This is a genomic window from Streptomyces sp. NTH33 (assembly GCF_003236365.1).
Classification (GTDB): Bacteria; Actinomycetota; Actinomycetes; order Streptomycetales; family Streptomycetaceae; genus Streptomyces.
This window is the reverse complement of sequence record NZ_POTZ01000708.1, coordinates 1-2515: the sequence shown is the minus strand read 5'-3', so window position 1 is coordinate 2515 and position 2515 is coordinate 1. Positions and strand designations below refer to the sequence as shown.

The 2515-nt window shown below is 76.2% G+C and carries 2 protein-coding genes; both read left to right on the top strand.

The window, feature by feature from the left end; all coding sequences use genetic code 11:
* Positions 1 to 39: 39 nt before the first annotated feature.
* Positions 40 to 1173: an ADP-ribosylglycohydrolase family protein gene (locus tag C1I97_RS35300; RefSeq protein WP_111007033.1), complete on the top strand. Its 1134-nt coding sequence runs from the start codon at positions 40 to 42 to the stop codon at positions 1171 to 1173.
* 8 nt (positions 1174 to 1181) lie between these two features.
* Entirely contained in the window at positions 1182 to 2396 is a 1215-nt protein-coding gene (locus C1I97_RS35295; protein WP_258382895.1) for an ADP-ribosylglycohydrolase family protein, read from the top strand.
* Positions 2397 to 2515 lie beyond the last annotated feature (119 nt).

Genomic DNA, 2515 nt, shown 5'->3' with positions numbered 1-2515 from the left:
CTCCCGCGCCCTCGCCGTGGGTGAAGGCGAGGTCCGGTCGTGACCCGCCGGATCGAGGGGCTGCTGCTCGGGCTGGCCGCGGGGGACGCCGCCGGGTGGCCCGCGGGGCGGCACCGGGCGGCCCGGATGCCGGAGTGGACGCGGCGGCTCACCCGTGAGCTGGACGCCTTCGCCGAGCAGAACGCCACGACCACGCTTCCCGTCCCCATCGCGCTCAACCAGCCCCCGGAGCCGTTGCGGCTCGGCCCCTCCGACGACGCCGAGTGGGCGGTGTTCGCGGCGGAGGCCCTGCTGCGGGCCGGGGACGACGACGTGCTCGGCGACCTCAGCCGGGAGCGGCGTACCAGGGCCGCGATCGACCTGACCTGGAACACCCTGGCCGGCCAGGTCGCGGCGGCGGCCGAACGCGCCCCCGAGATCGAGTCGGCGGTGCTGCCGCTGCGCGCCCGCATCTCCGTCCGGGCCAGCCTCGGCAACCTGGCGACCGGGCTGCGCCCGCCCGCCACCGGCCACGACAACCCGCACTACTTCGACGACGCCGCCTGCGTACGGGCCTGCGTGCTGGCCGCCGCCCACCCGGGCGACCCCCTCCGCGCCGCCGCACTGGCCGAGTTCGACGCCCGCTACACCCAGGACGGCGACGGCGTCCACGGCGCCCGCGCGATGGCGGCGGCGCTCGCGCTGGCGCTGACCGGCGCGGAGGTCGGGCACTGCGTCACGGCCGCGCTGGCCGAACTGCCCGAGGAGACGGAGATCGGCCGCAACGCCCGGCACGCCCTGCGCCTCGCCCAGGACATCCAGGACGTCCAGGACACCGAGAGCGCGTTCGCGCTCGTCCCGCTGCTGGAGCACCAGATCGTCGACCACGTCTACAGCTACGGCGTCGCCGCCGCAGAGACGGTCCCGGTCGCCCTCGCCCTGGCCACGGCGGCCGGCGGCCGGATCGCCCACGCGCTGCCGGCCGCCGCCTGCCTGTCCCGGGTGGCCGACTCGGCCCCGGCCCTGGCGGGCGCGCTCACCGGTGCGCTGGGTGGCGCCGAGGCCATCCCGGAGTCCTGGCGGGATGCCTGCCGCACCCTGTCCGGCTGCGTCCTGCCCCACCTCACCGGCACCGACCTCGTGGAACTCGCCGGACTCCTGGAAGCCGAACAACCAGCGCCTCCGGGGGGATGATTCGGGGCATGACACCCAAAGAAGACACACCCGGAGGAGAACAGAGCCGAGGTGCGCTCCGAGGTGCGGTCCGGGGTACGAGCCTGGAGGAGCGGATCACCGGCGCGCTCGTCGGAGCGGCCGTCGGCGACGCCCTCGGCGGCCCCGTCGAGGGCCACTCCCCCGACCAGATCCTCGAGCGCCACGGCGGCCGCGTGCACGGCGTCGTCGGCCCCTGGCACGGCGAGGACTGGCGCACCGCCCGCCCCATCGCCCCGTACCACAAGGGAGACGGCCACGTCACCGACGACACGCTGATGACGCACGCCCTGGTACGGGTGTACGCGCGCGTCCGCGACCACCTCGACGCCTACGCGATCGCCGACCACCTGGTCCCCGACCTGATGACGAACCCGCGCTGGATTCCGGAGCTGGAGGCGGAGGCGCTGCCGCTGCACCGGATCTTCCTGGCGGAGAAGTGGCTGGTGGCACGGCTGCACTACGGCCACGTCGACCCGCGCGAGGCCGGCACCGGCAACATCGTCAACTGCGGGGCCGCGATGTACATGGCCCCGGTCGGCCTGGTCAACGCGGCCAACCCGGCGGCCGCGTACGCCGAGGCCCTCGACATCGCCGGCGCCCACCAGTCCTCGTACGGCAGGGAGGCCGCGGGCGTCCTCGCGGCCGGGGTCGCGGCGGCGTGCGCGCCGGGGGCTACGCCGGACTCGGTGGTGACGGCGTGCCTGTCGCTGGCCAAGGACGGCACCCGGGACGCGATCGAGAAGGTCTGCGACGTGGCCCGCCGCCACACCGGCTTCGAGTCGGCGCTGGGCCCCCTGCGGAAGGCGGTCGCGCCGTACGACACGGTGGGCCCGGACTACCGCAGCCCTTCCCTGGGCGCCCGCCGCCCGTCCCGGCTGCACGCGATCGAGGAACTGCCCGTCGCGCTGGGCATGCTGACGGTGGCACGCGGCGACTTCCGGCAGGCCGTCCTCGGCGCGGTGAACTACGGCCGCGACTGCGACTCCATCGCGACGATGGCCGGGGCGCTGGCGGGAGCGCTGGGCTCGCCGGTCCCGGAGGACTGGGCGAAGACGGTGGCGGAGGCCAGCCGCCTGGACCTGTGGGAGCCGGGGCGCACGCTGGCCGAAGCGACCCGGGAGATCTTCGAGCGGGACGTACGGCGGCGCCGCGCCCACGAGCGGGCGTTCGCCGGGATGGGAGAGCCGGGATGCTCCGACTGACCTGGGTCCAGCCGGAGGACCTGCTCGGCCACGAGCTGCGCCAGGCGGCACAGGACGGCCGCGAGCTCGCGGCCGTCGCCGCCCGCTGGCGCGCCGCGGGCGGCCCCGAGGCCCCGCCC

Coding starts and splice junctions, on each gene's coding strand:
- C1I97_RS35295 (WP_258382895.1), top strand. CDS start 1,182: ATGACACCCAAAGAAGACACACCCGGAGGAGAACAGAGCCGAGGTGCG.